The organism is Sphingomonas sp. KC8 (genome assembly GCF_002151445.1).
Lineage (GTDB): Bacteria > Pseudomonadota > Alphaproteobacteria > Sphingomonadales > Sphingomonadaceae > Sphingomonas_E.
In genome coordinates, this window is the sequence record NZ_CP016306.1 from 4,024,965 (window position 1) to 4,041,199 (window position 16,235).

General features: G+C 60.0%; 16 protein-coding genes. 6 read left to right on the forward strand and 10 right to left on the reverse strand.

Going from position 1 to position 16,235, the window contains the following annotated elements; genetic code table 11:
• Positions 1-2: 2 nt before the first annotated feature.
• The 5 genes from KC8_RS19275 to KC8_RS19295 all read right to left on the reverse strand — a co-directional run bounded on the left by KC8_RS19275 (position 3) and on the right by KC8_RS19295 (position 4,838).
• Positions 3-470, reverse strand: coding sequence for an Lrp/AsnC family transcriptional regulator (locus KC8_RS19275; protein ID WP_010126007.1), 468 nt, complete (start codon positions 468-470; stop codon positions 3-5).
• A 184-nt stretch (positions 471-654) separates the two neighbouring features.
• Positions 655-1,686, reverse strand: a complete 1,032-nt coding sequence (dmpG, locus tag KC8_RS19280) for a 4-hydroxy-2-oxovalerate aldolase (RefSeq protein ID WP_086495643.1) — start codon at positions 1,684-1,686, stop codon at positions 655-657.
• Between the two features lie 97 nt (positions 1,687-1,783).
• Positions 1,784-2,725, reverse strand: coding sequence for an acetaldehyde dehydrogenase (acetylating) (locus KC8_RS19285; RefSeq protein ID WP_086495646.1), 942 nt, complete (start codon positions 2,723-2,725; stop codon positions 1,784-1,786).
• A 60-nt stretch (positions 2,726-2,785) separates the two neighbouring features.
• Entirely contained in the window at positions 2,786-3,610 is an 825-nt protein-coding gene (locus KC8_RS19290; RefSeq protein ID WP_232455583.1) for an alpha/beta fold hydrolase, read from the reverse strand.
• 19 nt (positions 3,611-3,629) lie between these two features.
• Complete coding sequence (locus KC8_RS19295) at positions 3,630-4,838, reverse strand: acyl-CoA dehydrogenase family protein (RefSeq protein WP_010124547.1); 1,209 nt, start codon at positions 4,836-4,838, stop codon at positions 3,630-3,632.
• A gap of 190 nt (positions 4,839-5,028) precedes the next feature.
• Here KC8_RS19295 and KC8_RS19300 point away from each other — a divergent pair, with 190 nt between their 5' ends.
• Positions 5,029-5,940 carry a VOC family protein gene (locus KC8_RS19300; protein WP_010124548.1) on the forward strand — a complete coding sequence of 304 codons (912 nt, stop codon included), beginning with the start codon at positions 5,029-5,031 and terminating at the stop codon, positions 5,938-5,940.
• Positions 5,941-5,991: 51 nt separating this feature from the next.
• Here the strand turns inward: KC8_RS19300 and KC8_RS19305 are convergent, their stop codons facing one another.
• From KC8_RS19305 to KC8_RS19320, 4 genes are all read right to left on the reverse strand, one after another.
• Positions 5,992-6,654, reverse strand: coding sequence for a TetR/AcrR family transcriptional regulator (locus tag KC8_RS19305; protein WP_232455584.1), 663 nt, complete (start codon positions 6,652-6,654; stop codon positions 5,992-5,994).
• A 99-nt stretch (positions 6,655-6,753) separates the two neighbouring features.
• The gene (locus KC8_RS19310; protein WP_029624395.1) at positions 6,754-7,893 is read right to left on the reverse strand and encodes an LLM class flavin-dependent oxidoreductase; all 1,140 of its coding nucleotides are present in this window, start codon (positions 7,891-7,893) and stop codon (positions 6,754-6,756) included.
• 110 nt (positions 7,894-8,003) lie between these two features.
• The gene (locus tag KC8_RS19315; protein ID WP_010124553.1) at positions 8,004-8,780 is read right to left on the reverse strand and encodes an SDR family NAD(P)-dependent oxidoreductase; all 777 of its coding nucleotides are present in this window, start codon (positions 8,778-8,780) and stop codon (positions 8,004-8,006) included.
• Between the two features lie 2 nt (positions 8,781-8,782).
• Complete coding sequence (locus KC8_RS19320; RefSeq protein WP_050805373.1) at positions 8,783-9,970, reverse strand: acyl-CoA dehydrogenase family protein; 1,188 nt, start codon at positions 9,968-9,970, stop codon at positions 8,783-8,785.
• A gap of 434 nt (positions 9,971-10,404) precedes the next feature.
• Between KC8_RS19320 and KC8_RS19325 the strand changes: the two genes are divergently transcribed.
• Genes KC8_RS19325 through KC8_RS19335 form a run of 3 tightly spaced genes read left to right on the forward strand, consistent with a single transcriptional unit; the run spans position 10,405 to position 12,426 of the window.
• On the forward strand, positions 10,405-11,481 hold the full coding sequence (locus KC8_RS19325; RefSeq protein ID WP_010124556.1) for a Rieske 2Fe-2S domain-containing protein: 1,077 nt from the start codon (positions 10,405-10,407) through the stop codon (positions 11,479-11,481).
• 2 nt (positions 11,482-11,483) lie between these two features.
• A complete protein-coding gene (locus KC8_RS19330) occupies positions 11,484-11,984 on the forward strand; it encodes a MaoC family dehydratase N-terminal domain-containing protein (protein ID WP_010124559.1) in 501 nt (166 codons plus the stop codon).
• Positions 11,985-11,997: 13 nt separating this feature from the next.
• Positions 11,998-12,426, forward strand: a complete 429-nt coding sequence (locus KC8_RS19335; RefSeq protein WP_010124561.1) for a MaoC family dehydratase — start codon at positions 11,998-12,000, stop codon at positions 12,424-12,426.
• 36 nt (positions 12,427-12,462) lie between these two features.
• Here the strand turns inward: KC8_RS19335 and KC8_RS19340 are convergent, their stop codons facing one another.
• Positions 12,463-13,665, reverse strand: a complete 1,203-nt coding sequence (locus KC8_RS19340; RefSeq protein WP_010124563.1) for a CoA transferase — start codon at positions 13,663-13,665, stop codon at positions 12,463-12,465.
• Positions 13,666-13,897: 232 nt separating this feature from the next.
• Here KC8_RS19340 and KC8_RS19345 point away from each other — a divergent pair, with 232 nt between their 5' ends.
• Positions 13,898-14,875 (forward strand): helix-turn-helix transcriptional regulator, encoded by a 978-nt coding sequence (locus KC8_RS19345; RefSeq protein WP_010124565.1) that lies wholly within the window; start codon positions 13,898-13,900, stop codon positions 14,873-14,875.
• 134 nt (positions 14,876-15,009) lie between these two features.
• Positions 15,010-16,221 (forward strand): amidohydrolase family protein, encoded by a 1,212-nt coding sequence (locus KC8_RS19350; RefSeq protein WP_232455586.1) that lies wholly within the window; start codon positions 15,010-15,012, stop codon positions 16,219-16,221.
• Positions 16,222-16,235: the final 14 nt, after the last annotated feature.

Below are 16,235 nucleotides of genomic sequence, written 5' to 3' on the forward strand. Positions count from 1 at the left end.
GGTCAATTCTCCACCCCGATTGGAACCACGTCGAACTGATATTTTTCGATGTCGATGATGATAGCCGGGTTCACCGTGTGAATGCCTTCGATCCGGCCAATTTTTTCGAGCAGGAATGGCCCCAGTTCGTCGGTGCCATGGAGGGCAACCAGCATATCGATATCGTATCGACCCGTGACCAGATGTGCTGCGAACACTTCGGGCAGGGCCGCCAATTCCTGTGCAACGTCGGATGCCGGTCGCCCGGCGACCTCGACCGTCATTCTGAGCAACAGATCATAGCCATGCGCGGCAAAGTCGGATTCGGCGACGACGCGCAACTGATCGGCTTCCTCCATGCGCCGGATGCGCGCCGATACGGTCGCGGCGGTCAGCCCCAATGCGTTGGCGATCTGCTGGTTCGTCGCGCGGCCATTTTCGCGCAGCCGTTCGACGATCGCGTGGTCGGTTGCGTCGAAATTGATGCCCAATTTTCTGTCCCTCATTCGCGCGCGAATGTGCGCGACCGGCCGGAACCCTAGCTGGCTGGTGCCAGCCCCGCTAGGACCATGCAGGGCGCGGCCGCGCGTGCCAGCTGCCCTGTGGCCGGAAGACGCGTCATCTTCGGCGCGGGCAGGGTGGCGATGTGGGGGCGGCGACAGCCCCGGTTCCTCGTCAGCTATCGCGCGCCTTGATCATGTCGAGAGCGACGTCGACGATCATGTCTTCCTGTCCGCCGACCATCTTGCGCCGGCCGAGTTCGACGAGGATGGCGCGGGTGTCGAGGCCGTAATCGGCTGCGGCCTTTTCGGCGTGGCGCAGGAATGACGAATAGACCCCGGCATAGCCGAGCGCGAGGGTTTCGCGGTCGACGCGGACCGGGCGGTCCTGCAGCGGACGGACCAGATCTTCGGCCGCATCCATCAGCTTCATCACGTCGCAGCCATGGTTCCAGCCCTTGCGTTCGGCAGCAGCGATGAACACTTCGAGCGGCGCATTGCCCGCGCCCGCGCCCATGCCGGTCAGGCTGGCGTCGATCCGGACCGCGCCTTCCTGCGCCGCCACGATCGAATTGGCCACGCCCAGCGACAGATTGTGGTGGGCGTGGATGCCGCGCTGCGTTTCGGGTTTCAGCACCTTGTCATAGGCGCGCAGCCGATCGCGCACGCCATCCATGTCGAGCGCGCCGCCGCTGTCCGTCACATAGACGCACTGCGCGCCATAGCTTTCCATCAGCACGGCCTGTTGCGCGAGCCGCTCCGGCTCGATCATGTGGCTCATCATCAGGAAGCCCGACACATCCATGCCCAGATCGCGGGCGATGCCGATATGCTGCTTGGACACGTCGGCTTCGGTGCAATGCGTGGCCACGCGCACCGAACGCACGCCCAGATCATAAGCGCGGCGCAGTTCCTCGACCGTGCCGACACCCGGCAGGATCAGGGTGGTCAGCACCGATTTGGTCAGCACTTCGGCAACCGCTTCCAGCCATTCCCAATCGGTGTGCGCGCCGAAACCATAGTTGAAGCTGGCGCCTGAAAGCCCGTCGCCATGTGCGACTTCAATCGCGTCGACGCCGGCTTCGTCCAGCGCCCTGGCGATCGCGCGGACATGATCGAGGCCGTACATGTGGCGGATGGCGTGCATGCCGTCGCGCAGCGTCACGTCCTGGATATAGAGCTTGTTGGTGGTGGGATCGAAGGTCATCGTCAGATCCTAAAGTCCGTTCGTGTCGAGCAGGGTCGAGACACGGTGCGCCCGCTGCCCGTCCCTAGCCTTCGCACGGGACGGACGGGCAAGAATGTCAGGCGGCCGCCCGCTTATCGAGAATCTTGCGCGCCATCAGTTCGCCGGTGGCCTTGGCCGCCGCCGTCATGATGTCCAGATTGCCCGAATAGCTCGGCAGATAATCGCCAGCGCCTTCGACTTCGAGGAAGATCGAGGTCTTGATGCCGGTAAATTCGCCGCGGCCCGGGATCTTCAGCTTGTTGTTGTCGCCGAACCGTTCGAACTGCACTTCCTGCTTCAGGCGATAGCCGGGCACATAGGCCTGCACCTTGGCGACCATCGCCTTCACCGATGCACGGATCGTCTCTTCATCCGCGCCTTCGGACAAAGTGAACACCGTGTCGCGCATGATCATCGGCGGTTCGGCCGGATTGAGGATGATGATCGCCTTGCCCTTTTCCGCGCCGCCCACCGCTTCGATCGCGTTCGCGGTCGTGCGGGTGAACTCGTCGATATTGGCGCGCGTGCCAGGGCCTGCCGACCGCGACGAAACCGACGCGACGATCTCGGCATAATGCACCTTGGCCACCTGGCTGACCGCCGCCACCATCGGGATGGTAGCCTGCCCGCCGCACGTTACCATGTTGACGTTGGTCTGGTCCAGATGCTCTTCCATGTTCACCGGCGGGATCGTGTACGGCCCGATCGCCGCCGGCGTCAGATCGACCACCAGCTTGCCGTCCTTGCGCAGCGCCGCATCATGCACCTTGTGCGCATAAGCCGATGTCGCGTCGAACACGATCCCGATCTCCGGATACACGTCCATCGCCATCAGGCCTTCAAGCCCCTCATGCGTCGTCGCAACACCGCGCTCCCGCGCCATCGCCAGACCTTCCGAATTGGCGTCGATCCCCACGACCACCGCCAACTCCATATTCTGCTGGTACTTCACCATCTTCACCATCAAATCCGTGCCAATATTGCCCGAACCAATGATCGCCGCCTTCACGCGCTTCATTCCCATTCCTTATACAAAAGGCGCGCGGCAATGAGGCCGTCGCGCAAATGCCCGACGCGTTCAGTGACATTCGGCAAGAAAAGCGAGCGAGTAAGCGTTGAACTCGTTCGCTCGTTCCAGCTGCACCCAGTGGCCGGTGCGCGCGAAGCTGATCGTCCGGGCATTCACGCATCGTTCCAGGAAGAGGCGGCTGTGCGCTTCGGGGCAAAATTCGTCGTCCAGACCCCATAGCACCAGGATCGGCTTGTCGATCTCGCCCAGATGGGGGCCAAGGTCGGGCGTCCGCATACGCGTCAGCACATCCTTGGGCTGGGTGCGCGCAACGGCGAAGCGCTCGGCGGCCAGATCATCGGGAATGCGGGACGCGAAATCAGGATGGACGAGATTGCGTATCAGGCGCCTTTGTTCGTCAATGTCGAAATCCGGACCTCCGAAATTGGAGCGCATACGGGAAATGCCCGGCATCGCGGCATAGGTTTCGAATGACGCGACACAGCCCGGCGCCATCAGGATCAGGCGTTCGATGAATGCAGGCGCATCGAGCGCCATCCGAAGCGCAACGCCGCCACCCAACGAATTGCCCAGCAAGGCAGCCCGGGTGAGGCCGTGCCGTTCCAGGGCTTCGTGAAGCGTGTCTGTAAAGAGGGCGAGTGTATAATCGATGTCCTCGGGCTTCGACGATGCGCCGTAGCCGATCAAGTCGGGTAGAATGACGCGGTAACCGGCGGCGACGAACGCATCGACATTATGCCGGAAGTTGGACAATCCCGAGGCTCCGGGACCGCTGCCATGGATGAATACCAGAGGTTGGCCGGAGCCAGTTTCCTTGATGTGGATGTCGTGGCCGCCCGAGACCCGATAGGTTGTTTCGCTGAACCGCTGCATCATTTCCGTCCCTTGCGGTTCAGAGGTAGTTGAAGGATGGCGGGGCGCCCGCCATGGTGGCGAGAACGTCGGCGGCGCGGGACCCCGGATCGTTGGCGATGTGCGCCCGCGCGGCATGGAGATCGAGCCATGGCTGCATGATCGGGCTGGACATGTAAACGGCGCGGCCTCCAAGCAGCTTGACGATATCGTCGATCAGATCCGCCATGCGCCGTACGACGGTAGACGATTGATATGCGAACAGCGCGCGGCGTTCCATCGGCACCACTTCGCCGCGCCGGGCATGGTCGATCATTTCCTGGAGGGTGACCCGCTGGGTCAGTTCCATCTCGCCAACCTCCGCGACGGCACGCGCCAGAGCCGCGTGAAGCAACGGATCGCCCTTCGCAGCCTTGCCCGTGTAGCTGGACACGCGGCTGTTCATGATGTCGAGGCCCGCCCTGATCGCCGCGCGGGCGCTGCCGAAGGCAGACGTCGATACCGCGCGTACGAACACCTGTGCCCAGGGCAGGCGATAGAGCGGGCCGTCATTCTCCTTCTGCCCCGGATTGGTGCAGAGGAAGCCGTCGATCGATTTGTGCGTGCGATATTCGGGGACGAAGGCGCGGTCGACGACGATGTCGAAACTGCCCGTTCCCTGCAGGCCGGACACGTCCCACGTGCCCTTGATCACCTGATAGTCCGAACGGGGCAACAGAAAGGTCCGCAGGTCGGGTGGGCCTTCCTCGGGGAAATGGATGGAACCGAGCAAGACCCAGCTGCAATGCGAGGAGCCTGAGGAGAAGCCCCACCGGCCGGACAAATAGAAGCCGCCATCCGCCTTTTCGACCTTTCCCACCGGCTGGTAGGAGGACGAAACGCGTGTGGCGGGATCATCACCCCATACCTCTTGCTGGGCTTTGTCGTCGAAGAGCGCCAGCTGGTAGGGGTGGCACCCAAGCACGCCATAGACCCAGCCGGTGGACATACAGCCTTCGGCAAGCGCCTTTTGCACCTCGTAAAATACATCCGGCAGCATTTCATAGCCGCCATATCGTTGGGGCTGAAGGATGCGAAAAAAGCCGGCCGCCGCCATTTCCGCGATCGTTTCGGCGGGAACGTCGCCATCCAGCGTGGTTTGGCGTGCGCGCTGCCTGAGCGTTTCCGCCATGGCGCGGGCGCGGGCGATCAACTCTTCGGCGGTTGGCGCTGCCTGGAAATCCGACTGTCGTGATGCTGCAGTGGCCATTTCATTTGCCCCTTCCTTGGCGGACTCGAATTCTCAATTTTATAAATTCGTAATCAAATGGCCATAAATTACGAAAAATGTAAAACACAAAGTTGAAACGGCCGGGTTAATCGCATAAATATGCGCTGTCGGACGATGATGCGCGTCGTCGGGTCCGGTTTTTCCCGTATCGAGCAAAAGGGATGAAGGCATGGGTATCAGGGGCCTGGGATATGTTGTGATCGAGACGGAAAGGCCTGATGAATGGGACGCCTATCTGACCGGCATAGTGGGGGCGATGCGGGGAGAGGGGGCGCCAGCGGACGCAAGATTCTATCGCATCGACGACAGATGTTTCCGTTTCTGGGTGCAGGCCGGAACATCGGATCGACTGGTCGGCGCCGCGTATGAGGTAAGCGATGCGACGGAACTGGCCGACCTGCGCGCAGGCATTGCCGCAGCGGGCCGCCCTGTGCGCGACGGAACCGCCGAAGAAGCGAATGCGCGGGGCGTTTCCGGCTTTTTCCAGACCAGCGATCCGGCCGGCAACGGGCTGGAGTTTTTCCATGGCAATCGGGCAGGGGATGCCCCCTTTGTTTCACCTGCCGGAGTAACCGGCTTCGTCACCGGCGATATGGGCATGGGGCATGCCGTGTTCGCGGCGCCGAATTTCGATGAGACGCATGCCTTTTACGAACGCATCGGATTCCGCGACACCGATGTTGCGCGGTATCGCTTCAGCGACGATCCTGGCGATCCGGGTATGGGCTTCACCTTCATGCACGCGGATAACGGGCGGCATCATTCCGTCGCACTGGGCGACGTTCCCCGCCCGCCTTCCGGATGCGTCCACCTGATGCTGGAGGTGAAAGACCAAGTAGATGTAGGCAAATGCCACGACCGGATGCGGCAGGCAAAAATTCTCCAAAGCGCCTCTCTTGGCCGCCATGTGAACGATCAGACCTTTGGATTTTATATGCAAACCCCGTCAGGGTTCGATCTGGAAATCGGCTGCGATCCCCTTGTGATCGATCCGGCTACCTGGGTTCCGACTGCGCATCCACGTCCGAGCGAGTGGGGGCATTTGTGGTCGTGGCAACTGGATCCGGCGGACCAGCCATGAGGTGGGCGCGGTAAAGCTGTTCTGGTGCAAGGAACGGATCGCCAGTGGCGTTCAGGCCGTCTGAAAATCCGTTCCGCCAACATAGCCCATATAGGCCATGGTAAGCCTGACCATCTCGTCGATGAATTCTTCATCGGTAATGTCGGTTGGGCTTTCCACGATATAGCGCCTGATATTCGACAGGACGGCGATTTCGAGGATGTTGAGCGCCTGATCCAGTTTCTTTACGGTTATCTCGTCACGGTGATGTTCGAACAGCGCCTTGCTGGTGGCATGGGTAAATTTTTCAACGGACAGGTTTCGCGTCAGTTCCACCAGTTCCGGTGTCTGCTTGGATAGCGAATATAAGAGAACCTTATGTTCGCGAAAATTTACAAGAAGATAGGTCATGATCCTGCGGCTTGCTTCGGGTAGCGGTGAATCCATGGAATCCCGCAAGATGCCACGGACGCCAATGGCAAGCCGCGACACCTTCAATTCGATCAGCGCCGACAGGATGGAATCCTTGTTTGGAAAATATTGGTATAGCGAACCGATGCTGACGCCAGCCCGTTCGGCAATGTAGTTGGTGGTCGCCTTTTCATATCCGTCCTTGAGGACGATGATCTCGGCCGCTTCCAATATCGCTTCCGAGGTCACCTTCGCCCTGCTCTGAATCGGCGTTTTGCGTCGCAATGTCCAAATCCTAGAATTGAAAATCGTCCCTTCGACCAAGGCGGTTCACTGATCGCGGAATCGCGTGCGCCGCTGGTCGAAAATCGATCGCAAAAGACTGTATCTTGTGGATTTTGTCGACAATTTTTATTGATCGCATCATGCCGCCCGGCTCACGGGTTGATCGAATTGCCGTATGCCGGCGGCGACCAGCAGGGGAAGTACGTCGCGCTCCAGCCGGCTCAGGCTGTCGACATAATCGATCGCGCTCAAAATGATCCCGTCGATGCCGGCTTGCGACATTGCCACCAATGTCTGGGCAACGGTTTCGGCATCCCCGACAACCGGCATCCCGGCGCCAACCGCGACCGTGCGGCGCAGGAACCGCATCTGTTCCGAATCCTCCGGTACTTTGTTTTCGCGGGCCATCGTCGCAATGAAGCTGTCGACGGCGCCGCGATCCGCATGATCTTCGGAATAATGGCGGACATAGTCCCTGGCTTGGCCGTTCGTATCTTTCAGGACCAGGTGGATATTGGTCCAGACCTGAATGTCGCGGCCATGGGTGCCGCGGGCGAGCTGCTTGTACTGGTCGACCTGGTTTCGCCATTGTTCCGGATTTTCGCCGAACAAACCGATCAGCCCCAGATCCGAATGGCGTGCCGCAAAATGCATTCCGGATTCCGAATAGCCGGCGTTCATGATCGGCACGGCTGCCCCGCGGATCGGCTGTGGCCGGGAGAGTGCGCCTTTCATGGAAAACCACTGGCTTTCAAAATCGAACTCACGCGATTCCGACCACAATCGACGGATGAGCGTCAGCCATTCGGCGAGATATTCGTAACGTTCCGTGTGGGCGAGCAACTCGATCCCGAACATATCAAATTCCCGGCGGTTCCACCCGCCGACAACGTTCATGCCAAAGCGCCCGCCGGAAATCGCGTCGATCGTCGCTGCCTGCTTGGCGACAACCAGCGGGTGCACGGTTGGTGCGTGCGTCGTCGCAAATACGCCGATACGGCGCGTCGCCTGTGCCACTGCACCCGCATAAATGAAGGGATCCATCACATCATGGGAACTGTGGTCGAAAACCCCGTCGACATATCCCTTCCACCGCGCGATCGGCACAACGACCTCCAGCCCCGCGTCGTCGGCCATGTGTGCGACACGAAGACATTCTGTCCAGTTGGGCTTGAACATTTCTTCAACGGTCGTCAGCGCGGGGGAGTTGTTGACGCAAAATACACCGAGCTTGAGTTTGTTTGACGAATATACGGGGTGTGACAGGGACATTGTCATTGCGATCACTCCTCGATAGTGGAATCTGGTGCGGCATGTCTGGTTGAAACAACTTTTATGCGGTCGCCAAAATGTCGATCGACTGGCATGTTGATATTCAATGCAGGCATTTAGAGGCTGTAGCCTCCATCAAGGGTCAAGGTTTGGCCGGTGACGAAGCGCGCGCGATGTGAAGCGAAAAAGAGCACCGCTTCGGCAACTTCATCCGCAGTCCCCAACCGTTTCAGCGCCGAGTTGCGGATCGCGGCATCAATATATTTGTCGTCGTAAGCGACACCGATCAGCTTGCGGAACAGCCCGGCGTCGATAAGGCCCAGCGCCACCGTGTTCGCGCGAATGCCATTGCGCCCTTCTTCCCGGGCGATGCCCGTCATCAATGCGTCGATCGCGGCCTTTGGCACCACGGACAAGGCGTCCTTCGCGGGCCAGCGGAGCAGGCCGGTGGTACTGATGGTCACGAAACTGCCGCCCGCATGCCGCATATGCGGGAGCAGCGCATGGACGATATTGAAATAGCCGTTGGTATCGGCGTCCATGACCTGTCGGAACTCGCCTGGCCCGATGTCTGCGATATATTTCATCGAAATATGCGATCCGGCGGCGTTGACGACCGTGTGGATGCGGCGATGATCGGATATGATTTCGGCGCAAACCGTGTCGACCACGGCATTGTTTTCGGTCGACAAGGCGTAGGTTGTTGCCGAACGCCCATGGGCGCGCACCGTCTCTGCGGCCGCTTCGGCGGCGGCCTGATCGCTACGGTAGGTCAGCACGACATCACTGCCGGCAGCGGCAAGCTTGGCGCATATCGCCCGGCCAATGCCGCCGCTGCCGCCGATGACCAGCGCCACACCGTCTTGCTCCGGAAAATCCGATGATGCGACCACGATCAGAAGCTCCTTGCGATGATTTCTTTCATGATTTCATTCGTGCCGCCGTAGATCATCTGCGCACGCGCATCGGTCCACGCCCGTGCGACCGGATATTCAAGCATATAGCCGTAGCCGCCGTGCAACTGGACGCATTCGTCAAGAACGCGATTCTGCAATTCGGTGCACCACCATTTGGCCATTGCGGCTGCTTCGGCGTTTAACTGCCCGGCGGCCCCCAGTTCAATACATTGATCGATATAGACGCGCGCGATCTGGGTTTTAGTCTTGCATTCGGCGAGCTTGAATTTCGTGTTCTGAAAATCGAGCAGCTTTTGCCCGAACGCCTCGCGCGACTTGGTATAATCCACGGTGGTTTCCAGCGCGATCTCGCACCCGGCAACGGCGCGGATGGCGATCATGAGCCGTTCCCACGCCAGTTCCTGCATCAGATATCGCAGGCCTTCGCCCGCATTGCCCAGCAGATTGCCCTTGGGCACGCGGACGCTATCGAAGAAAAGCTCCGCTGCGTCCTGCGCTTTTTGCCCGACCTTATCGAGCGGCATGCTTTTGCTGACACCGTTCCGGTCCGCTTCGACCAGAAAAAGCGAAAGGCCGCTTGATCCGTCCTTCTGATCGGTTTTGGCGGCGACGATGATGAGATCGGTAATATAGCCGTTGGTAATGAACGTCTTGGAGCCATTGATGAGATAATCGTCGCCGTCGACAACGGCGCGGGTGGAGATGGCCCGCAAATCCGAACCGCCGCGAGGTTCCGTCATCGCAAGCGAACCGATCACTTCGCCGCGGGCCATTTTGGGCAGCCATTTCTCCTTCTGGTGGTCATCACCAAAACGTTCGATATAGCCGGCGACTATTTCCGAATGCATGACGAAGCCCGGGCCAGCGGCATTTGCCCGCTGCTGTTCTTCGATCAGTATCGCACTATATTTGCGATCCGCGCCGGATCCGCCGTAAATTTCCGGCGTGGTTACGCACAGGAAGCCGCGCTTTCCAGCTTCCAGCCATACATCCCGATCGGGGTGGCACTGCTTGTTCCACTTTTCCAGATTTGGGATGACGAAATCCTGCATGAACCTTCGAACATTGGTCCGAAACATTTCATGCTCTTCGGAAAATACGGTTCTTTCGATGGGTAGAAACCGATCAGAGATCACATTAAATTCCCCTGAACCCGATCGGGACATCCAGGTTAATTTGGACGGACCCGGATTGGTGGCCAAAATTGCAGGCCAATTCCTACACCTCGACTTCGCTCATTTTGAACTCGTATTCCGGTGTGTCCGGCCGGCCTGTCGGGATTCCAGCCTGCGCGGCCGTCGCTGGGGCGTAAGGCCATCCATTTGCCAACGGGTGACGGGTGCGACCCGGCAAAGTGCCATTTGCGAGCGAATACGAGTTTATGCTGAGGCAGCTTGGCGGTCTCCTCAGTCAATCTGCAGGCGCGGAAATCAAGGAGGCGATTGGCATGGCGACGCCGGATTCAGGCGGCACCGACAACAACGGGTAAATATCCGGCGGCCGGAAGCGCGCTGGGGTGCCAGCGGTGACCGGTAGACGATCTCGTAAATATAAAAATCTTGATTGATTGAATAAATATAGAGTTTAGAGGATTTTGATCATGGCCAAAACTGCGGATTATAATCTGGGTGATTTCGATTATCCCCGGGGTTGGTTCATGATCGCTGAAGCAGCCGAACTTGGGCAAGATCCACTTGCCTTGCGGTTTTTCGGGAAAGACTTCGCACTTTTCCGTGGCCAGAGTGGACGCCTGGTGTTGCTTGACGCGCATTGCAGCCACATGGGAACCCATCTGGCGGCTTCGAAAAGCGCATCGATCGTTGCCCATGGCGAACAGATCGAAGGCGATTCAATCCGGTGCCCCTATCATGGCTGGCGTTTCAACCATGAAGGCCAGGCGGACGATATACCGGGTTTTGATGGCCCATGCCCGAAGGCCGCGAAACTGCAATCCTATCGCGTACGGGAAGTCATGGGCGCGATTATGATGTGGCACGATCCCGAAGGTGGCGAACCACATTTCGAGCCGCCGTCATTGCCCGAATGGGATCGACCGGACTGGATCAACGGTGCTTATGATCACCTGGGATGCCTGCCGATCCATCCGCAGGAGATTCTCGACAACATGGCGGATTCGAACCATTTGGGGCCAACGCATGGTTCTCCGTGCGAATATTTCGAAAATGAGTTCGACGGCCATCTTTATTATCAGAGGCAAGGTGGATTTCGTCGCGAATATGACGCCTATCTGATGACCTTCACCTGGTATACCGGCCCCGGTCTGCTGATTTCGAAGCAAGGGATCGGTGCCATCCGATCGATCGAATTCATCTTCCATACGCCGGTGGAGGATGGTGTGACGCAGGTCTGGCACAATAATCTGCTGATGGCGTCTAGCGAATTTCCCGATGCGGCGGAACAGGCCCGCGCGAAGCATGTTCAGGACGAAGTATTGTCGGCCTTCAAGCAGGATTTTGATATCTGGCTGAGCAAGACGCCGGCGCTGCAAATCATGAGCCTGCCCACCGAGCGCAATTTTAAGCTGGGTCGTATTTGGTACAAGCAATTCTACAATATGCGCGATCGGGCGGAGGAGTTTCATAAGTTGACGGGGGGCAAACACGTCCCGATCCACAAAAAGTCGCCCTATGAAATGTCCCTGGAACTTGAGGGCTGAACGTGGCGGGTGAACCCATCGATAATCTGGCGGCAGATCGCGCCGGCAAGGGCGCGCGGGGCATGATCGATGCCAGGTTCATCGGCAAGGAACTGCCGGCGTTCCACGCCACGGTGGAGGCCGGCCAGCTGCGCTTTTTCGCGAAGGTGACGGGTGAAACCGATCCGCTCTATTCCGACGAGACGGTGGCGCGCGATGCCGGCCATCCCGCGCTGCCAATACCGCCGACATTCCTGTTTTCTCTGGAATTTAATCAACCTTCGACGGAATGGCGGGCCGAACTGGGCATTGTCCCCGCCCGCATTCTCCATGGCGAACAGGCTTTTACCTATCACCGCATGGCTTATGCCGGCGATACCCTGCTGTTCGAAGGGCGGATCGCCGATATTTATGAAAAGAAAGGCGGGGCGCTCGAATTTATCGAGCGCCAGACGCGGGTAACCAACCAGCGTGGCGAGCATATCGCGGATCTGCGCACCATCCTCGTGCATCGCAATGGCTGATCGGAAAATGGACATGAGCGGACTGGATATGGCGACTTTGCAAGTGGGCGATGCGTTGCCGCCGCTTTGCCTTCCGCCGATCGACCGGACCCTGCTGGCCTTGTTTGCCGGCGCTTCGGGGGATCATAATCCGATCCATATCGACATCGATTATGCCCACCGCGCGGGAATGCCAGACATATTCGCCCACGGCATGCTTTCGATGGCGTGGCTGGGCCGATTGTTGACCGGATGGGTGGATCAGCGCTGTTTGCGGGCGTTTGGCGTCCGTTTCCTCGGGATCACCCATGTGGGAAATGCAATCACCTGCACCGGGAGTGTCGTCGAGATGTTCGAGGCGGACGGGGAGCGCCGCGCACGCATCGCAGTCCGGACGATGGATCAATCCGGTGAAGTGAAGATTGTTGGCGAGGCGGTGGTCGCACTCAGATCCGTGCCCTGAAGGCCAGATCACCGGCCAGATTGCGCATCAGGAACGCTAATCGGCGGTCCCGACAATTTTTCGATCAACGAGTCCGCCGAATTCGCCTGATGAGAGGCCGAGGCGGCCGCACAGGATTTCCTCGCTGTGCTGGCCGTTGCGCGGGGCGGGGCGGGGGATGGTGCGGTCCTGTTGCGGGCTGCTCGCGAACGAGCCTGCCGCAGGATAGGTGAAACCGCTCGGATTGTCCGATGTAACAGCGAACATCGGATTTTCGCCGACCAGACGCGCATCATTGGCCGCTTCCAGCATGGTCCGGTAGAGGCCGTGGACGCAGCCGGCTGCGTCAAGCGCGAGGGCGAGGTTCGCATGGCTGCGTCCACCGATGGCAGCGCTGAACAACGGGTATAACGCGTCGCGATGGCGGAAGCGTTCGCCATCGTCGGTGGCAAAGCTGGTGCAATGATCGGCTTCGATCCGCGCGACATCGGCGGCGATACCCAGCGCCTCGATCAGTGATCGCCACTGTTTGGGCGTGACCACCACGATCATCAGCCGCTTGCCGTCCCGCGTGATGAAATCGCGACCGAACAGGCCGTAGACGCCATTGCCCAGCCGGTCGCGGTTCGCGCCATTGTACAGGACTTCGGCAATGTTTCCGAGATTTGCGGCTGTGCCGACGGCGACATCTGACAGCGGCACGCGAATCTCGCCTCCGGCGCCTGTCAGTTCGCGGTGACGCACCGCCGAGATCAGGGCAAATGCGGCATAGGCGCCGGTCAGCAAATCCCACGCGGGTACGACCTGATTGACAGGGTCTGGCCCGGGGCCGGCCATATCGGGGAAGCCGACCGCATTGTTCACCGTATAGTCCAGCGCTATCTTGCCATCAGGCCATCCCATGACGCGAACGGTGACAAGATCGGGACGACCGGCCGCGAGCCGATCATGGGCAAGAAAACCCCCGGCTGGAAAATTGGTGATGAAATTTCCGGTTTCCTGGATCAGTCGCACCAGAAGTTCGCGGCCTTCGGATTTGCCGAGATCGACAGCCACACTCTTTTTCGCGCGGTTGAGATTTTCCCAGTAAAGGGAATCATTATTCTTCGTCACAGGCCATCGGCGATAGTCGGGTCCGCCCCCGATCTGGTCCACCCGTATCACTTCGGCGCCAAATTGGGCACAGTAAAGGCCTGCTGTAGGCGCGGCCACGAAGGACGATGCTTCGATAATGGGAATTTTGTGAAGAAGGTTTTGCATGCTTCTTCTTTCGGTTCTTCGGTGGCCGGCGCAATATCAGAACATGCTCGCATTCGGGTTGGTGACGGCCCTGGAAAGGAACGGGTCTCCATCGGCAATCGGTTCCCCTTCATTCCGGCTTGGCGCGGCGGTTTTCTTTCCTTCGCCATCGTCCTTTGGGAAGACCGATTGCTTGCGGGGAGGAAGATCGATGTATGGCGGGTGATGTGCGGAACTGTGCGGGTGAATTGCGGTGAAGGTCTCCCTGTCGGATTTGCTGCAGTCGGTGCGGATCGCCAAGACTGACACAGCGTTTATCGAATTGGCCGCCGACGCTGGCGCGCGGCTGACGTCCGTTCGCAATGCGTTTCTTCATCTGGTTGTGGAGGGCGAAGCGTTCGTCGATGCCGGCGGTACCGGCAAGGTGGAGCGGCTGGGGCCGGGCGATTATCTCACCTCGCTGGGCACGCGTCCGCAGATCGTGATGACGGCGCGAGATGCGCGGATCACAGCGTCGGATTATTTTGTCGCCACCCACACCCATGATTCCCCGCCGACGATCCGTTTCGGTCGTGGGCGCTGTGTGGCGCGTCTGTTGAGCGGTGCGTTCCACTTGCCGGTCGTCAACCCGCTGGTTCGCGCCCTGCCGCGCCACATGATCGTGCGCAAGGCAGATGCCGAGGGGCGTTCGTTGCTGGATGTCGATATCGCCAGCCTCGCCCGATCCGCGATCGGCCCAGGTGCGACGACCCTGCTCACCTCGACGCTCGACGTTCTGTTCATGCAGGCCGTCCGCAGCGAGGTCGCGGCACTGTTCAAGGACGGGCTGCAGATTGCCGGCGGCGTCGACCGCTTTCGTATTCCGATCGCCCTTAGCCTGGTCCATTCGCACCCCGATCGGCGCTGGACTCTGGCCCGGCTGGCGAATGAGGTGGGCGTGTCGCGATCGACCCTGGCTGCCGAATTCTCCGCCGTCGTCGGCGAACCGCTGATGCAATATGTGACGCGCCTGCGCATGACGCGCGCGGCCGATATGCTGCGCTGGCAACCCGTTGCGGTCGCCGATGTCGCCTGGAATGTCGGCTATGAATCGGTCTCGTCCTTCACCCGCGCCTTCCGCAATTTTTTCGGGGTCACACCGGCCGCCTACCAGCGGGCGCAGGCGCCGCGCTATGCGGAGGCGATATCCGGCCACATGCACTGGACGCCGTTTCTGGGCGACGATGACTGATTGTCGCGGTTGGACGATCTGCATAGCATACCGGACCATCTGACATGGAGCGTCGTCGCCTTCCACTGCCATAGGACAGGTCATCAAGAGGTAGCGAGCGGTGATCGCACCGCCACCGACGGGAGGGCTGGCCAATGGCTGACATCATGAATCCGATTCTCGAAACGCTGGAAAAGACGGGCCAGGCGGCGGCCGGCAACACGCTGCCGGAGAAATTCATTTCGGCGGACTCGCATGTCACCGAACCCCCGCATTGCTATATCGACCGGATCGATCCGGCCTATCGTGATCGCGCGCCGCGCGTCAGTCAGGATCTCGATGGCGGTGATTCCTTCGTCATCGATGGCATGCCGGGATCGGTGCCGATGGGCATCGTCGCGGCCGCCGGCAAGGATCCCAAGCACATGAAGAAGGGCGAAACGCTCTTCAAGGATCTCCACCGCGGCGGGTGGGACGGCAAGGCCCGGCTGGCCGATCAGGATCGCGAAGGTGTCATCGCCGAAGTAATCTATCCATCGGTTGGCATGGTGCTCTGCAACCATCCCGATGCCGATTATAAGCAGGCCGCGATGTGGGCCTATAATCGCTGGCTGCACGAGGAGTTCTGCGCGCCTGCGCCCGATCGCCTGCTGGGCATGGGGCAGACGGCGGTGCGTTCGGTTGCCGAAGCGATCGAGGATTTCCGCCAGTTCAAGGAAATGGGCTTCCGCGGCGTGATGATGCCCGGCAATCCGGCGACCGAAGAGGATTATGACCATCCGAGCTTCGATCCGCTGTGGCGCGCGGCGGTCGAACTGGAATTGCCGCTCAGCTTCCACATCCTCACCAGCCGTCAGGACGGCCCGAATAGCGTTGGCGGCGCCGGCCAGAAGAACGTGACGAGCAGCCATCGCGGCCCGCCGCAGAATGCCACGCAGGCGCTGCTGAAATCGATCCAGGATATTATCGGGGTGTTCATCTGGGGCCGCGTGTTCGAACGCCATCCCAAGCTGCGCCTCGTCTGCGTCGAGGCCGATGCCGGCTGGGCGCCGCACTTCGCCTACCGCATGGACCATGGCTATAAGCGCCACCGCTTCTGGATGAAGATGGGCGACATGGATCGCCTGCCCAGCGAGTATTTCAATGAGAATGTCTATCTGACGTTTCAGGATGACTGGGTCGCGCTCAAGATGACGGGCCTGATGAACCCGCGCCGGCTGATGTGGGCCAATGATTTCCCGCACAGCGATTCCACCTGGCCCTGGAGCCGCGAATTGCTGCTCGGCCAGACCGGGCATCTGAGCGAGCAGGAAAAGGCGTGGATCCTCCACGACAATGCCGCCGAACTTTACAAGGTCGGCCGCTGATCGCCGGGCGGCGT